This is a genomic window from Streptomyces sp. NPDC091416, assembly GCF_044756845.1.
Classification (GTDB): domain Bacteria; phylum Actinomycetota; class Actinomycetes; order Streptomycetales; family Streptomycetaceae; genus Streptomyces.
Genome location: NZ_JBIVTU010000049.1, coordinates 1 through 4,103, shown reverse-complemented (window position 1 = coordinate 4,103; position 4,103 = coordinate 1). Strand labels below are relative to the sequence as shown.

Here is a 4,103-nt window from a genome sequence, read left to right as displayed (position 1 = left end):
TCTGGTCCCGTTGCCGGTCGATGTCGCCGCACTGCGTGCCCGTACCGACACCATCCCCGCGCTCCTCCGCGACCTCGCCCCCACCACCAGGCGGCCCGCCGCCCGCGCGGTGGCTGGAGCCGGAGACGGGCAGGAGCTGCTCCGCGGCCTGGCGGGACTCGACGACGACGAGCGCGCCCGCAAGATCCTGGAGATGGTCCGCGGCCGAGTGGCCAAGGTGCTGGGCCACGCGTCGGCCCAGGCCATCGAGGCGGACCGGCCCTTCCAGGAGCTCGGCTTCGATTCGCTCAGCGCAGTCGAACTCCGTAACGAACTGAACCTGACGACCGGGCTCAGGCTTCCCGCGACGCTCGTTTTCGACTACCCGACCTCACGGGCCGTAGCAGGGCACATCGACGGCGAGCTCGACGGGAGCGGGACGCGGGAGACGGAACAGCCTGGCAGCAACCTCGCCGTGCGTGCCCAGGACGACGAGCCGATCGTCATCGTGGGCATGGCGTGCCGCTACCCCGGTGGAGTCACGTCACCCGACGACCTCTGGGAGCTCGTAGCCGAAGGCCGTGACGCGGTTTCCGGATTTCCGCTCGACCGCGGCTGGGACATCGAGGGCGTGTACGACCCCGAACCTGGAGTGCCGGGCAAGACCTACGCGAACGAGGGCGGCTTCCTCTACGACGCCGGTGACTTCGATCCGGCGTTCTTCGGAATCAGTCCGAACGAGGCCCTGATCATGGACCCGCAGCAGCGGCTGCTGCTGGAGGCGTCATGGGAGGCCTTCGAGCGTGCGGGCATCGATCCCCGGTCCCTGAAGGGGACCAGGACGGGAGTCTTCGCCGGCCTGATGTACCACGACTACGGCCAGGGAACGGAGGCCGCCGCGACCACAGGAGGCAGCCTGGTGTCAGGCCGCATCTCCTACACGCTGGGCCTCGAAGGACCTTCCCTGACGGTTGATACCGCGTGCTCGTCGTCGCTGGTGGCGCTGCACCTGGCGGCTCAGGCGCTGCGTTCGGGCGAGTGCTCGATGGCGCTGGCCGGCGGTGTGGCCGTGATGTCCACCCCGGACATGTTCGTGGAGTTCAGCCGGCAGCGGGGGTTGGCGAAGGACGGGCGGTGCAAGTCGTTCGCGGGTGCTGCGGATGGTGCTGCGTGGTCGGAGGGTGTGGGGGTGCTGTTGGTCGAGCGGTTGTCCGATGCGCGTCGGCTGGGGCATGAGGTGTTGGCCGTGGTGCGGGGCAGTGCGGTGAATCAGGATGGCGCGAGTAATGGGCTGACGGCTCCGAATGGTCCGTCGCAGCAGCGGGTGATCCGTGCGGCGCTGGAGAGTGCCGGGCTGACCTCCGCCGATGTGGATCTGGTGGAGGCGCACGGCACGGGTACCCGGCTGGGTGATCCGATCGAGGCGCAGGCGTTGTTGGCGACGTATGGGCAGGGGCGAGCCGAGAACGATCCGTTGTGGTTGGGGTCGTTGAAGTCGAATCTGGGGCATGCGCAGGCGGCTGCTGGTGTGGGTGGTGTGATCAAGGCGGTGCAGGCGATTCGGCATGGTGTGTTGCCGAGGACGTTGCATGTGGATGTGCCGACGCCGCAGGTGGACTGGTCGGCGGGCGACGTGGAGCTGTTGACGGAGTCGCGGGCCTGGCCGGAGCGGGATCGGCCGCGGCGTGCGGGTGTGTCCTCGTTCGGCCTGAGCGGGACGAACGCGCACGTGATCGTGGAGCAGGCTCCGGTGGTCGAGGAGCCGGAAACATCAGTGACCGCTGAGCTGCCGGTGGTTCCTGTGGTGTTGTCGGCGCGGAGTGAGGCTGGGCTCTGCGCGCAGGCGGCGAAGCTGTTGGGGATCTCCGATCCATCGTCGTTGCTGGATGTGGGCTTTTCGTCGGTGGTGTCGCGTGCGGTGCTGGAACATCGTGCGGTGGTGGCGGCTGCGGACCGTGAGGAGTTGGTGCGGGGTCTGACGGCGTTGGCCGAGGGTGGTGTCGCGGCGTCGGTGGTGCGGGGGTCGGTGCGGCCGGCGGGCAAGGTCGCGTTCCTGTTCACGGGCCAGGGCGCGCAGCGTCTCGGGATGGGCCGGGAACTGTATGAGGCGTATCCGGTGTTCGCGGCGGCGTTCGACGAGGTGCTCGTTGAGCTGGATGCCCGGCTGGGGCGTTCGTTGCGTGAGGTGGTGTGGGGTGAGGACGCCGGTCTGCTGAACCGGACGATGTTCGCCCAGTCGGGTCTGTTCGCGGTGGAGACGGCTCTGTTCCGGTTGGTGGAGTCGTGGGGGGTGCGTCCGGACTTCCTGGTCGGGCACTCGGTCGGCGAGATCGCGGCCGCGCATGTGGCGGGAGTTCTATCTCTGGCTGATGCGGCGGAGCTGGTGGTGGCGCGTGGTCGGTTGATGCAGGCGCTTCCCGCTGGTGGGTCGATGGTGGCGGTGGAGGCGACGGAGGCCGAGGTGCTTCCGCTGCTGAGTGACGGAGTAGCCGTGGCTGCGGTGAACGGGCCGCGTTCCGTGGTCGTCTCGGGTACGGAGGCGGCGGTGCGCGAGCTCGTGGCGACGTTCGAGGAACAGGGCCGCAGGACGAGCACGCTGCGGGTGTCGCACGCCTTCCACTCGCCGTTGATGGAGCCGATGCTGGCCGAGTTCGGCGCCGCGGTGTCCGGGCTGTCGTTCGGCGCACCGTCGATCCCCGTGGTGTCGAACGTGACGGGTGAGCTGTCGCAGGAGGTCGCGACGCCGTCGTACTGGGTGCGGCACGTGCGGGAGGCGGTGCGGTTCGCGGACGCGGTCCGCTTCCTGGACGGCGAAGGGGTCACCTCCTACGTCGAGGTCGGTCCCGATGGTGTGCTGTGTGGGATGGCGCAGCAGTCGGTGGACGCGGAGCGGGCGGCGGTCTTCGTTCCGTTGGTGCGCAAGGGTCGTCCGGAGGTGGCCTCGGCGGTGACCGGGCTGGGGCAGCTGCATGTGAGCGGTGTGTCGGTCGACTGGGCGCGGTTCTTCGAGGGCACGGGTGCGCGCCGCGTGGATCTGCCGACGTATGCCTTCCAGCGTGAGCGGTACTGGTTGGAGTGTGTGGGTGGTGGGGATGCGGGTGGTTTGGGTCAGGTGGTGGTGGATCATCCGGTGTTGGGTGCTGCGGTGGCGTTGCCGGATTCTGGTGGTGTGGTGTTGACGGGTCGGTTGTCGGTGGAGGGGATGGGTTGGTTGGGGGATCACGTGGTGTTGGGGTCGTTGTTGTTGCCGGGTGCGGCGTTTGTGGAGTTGGTGGTGCGGGCTGGGGATGAGGTGGGTTGTGGGGTGGTGGAGGAGTTGACGTTGCGGGCGCCGTTGGTTGTTCCGGAGCGTGGTGGTGTGGCGTTGCAGGTGGTGGTGGGTGGTGCGGATGAGGTGGGGTCTCGTTCGGTGCGGGTGCATTCGCGTCGGGAGAGTGCCGGTGCGGGAGCGGATTGGGTGTTGCATGCGGAGGGCGTAGTGGGCGCGGGTGCGGGGGAGCCGGCGCCGTCGTTCGACCTCACGGCATGGCCCCCGCCGGGCGCGACCCGGGTGGACGTGGCTGACATGTACGACACCCTGGCCGAGCGTGGTTACGGCTACGGGCCGGTGTTCCAGGGGCTCAAGGCTGCCTGGACATCTGGGGAGGACATCTTCGCCGAGGTCGAACTCGACGAGTCCGTGCACGCGGATGCCAGGCGTTTCGGACTGCACCCCGCGCTGCTCGACTCCACCATGCATGCCCTCGGCCTCCAGGCCGACGACCTCGAATCCGGCCCGGCAGGGGATGGTCGTCCCGCACTTCCCTTCTTCTGGGAGGGCGTCCGCCTGTTCGCTTCCGGCTCGACCGCGTTGCGTGTACGCCTCTCGGGGTCCGGCGACGACACCGTTTCCCTGGCCATGGCCGACGCGGCCGGAGAACCGGTCCTGTCGGTCGATGGACTGACACTCCGTCCGGTGCCGGTGGAGCAGTTGGTGGGGTCGGGTGGGGGTGGTGGGTTGCATGAGGTGGTGTGGCGGCCGTTGGTGGTTGCTGGGGTGGTTGAGGCTGGGGCTGGTGTTGGTGGGGTGTTTGAGGTGCCGGTGTCGGTGGGTGTGGATCCGGTGGTGGGTGTGCGGTCGGTGT

At 68.8% G+C, this 4,103-nt stretch carries 2 protein-coding genes; one reads left to right on the top strand and one right to left on the bottom strand.

The genetic code is table 11. The features are described 5' to 3' along the window. On the bottom strand, nucleotides 1-229 hold a 229-nt coding region (locus ACIQMX_RS42330; RefSeq protein ID WP_402487034.1), incomplete at its 3' end, for a hypothetical protein. Here ACIQMX_RS42330 and ACIQMX_RS42325 point away from each other — a divergent pair. Continuing rightward, the coding region (locus ACIQMX_RS42325) for a type I polyketide synthase (protein WP_402487032.1) at nucleotides 209-4,103 on the top strand (3,895 nt) is incomplete at its 3' end. The genes ACIQMX_RS42330 and ACIQMX_RS42325 overlap by 21 nt on opposite strands.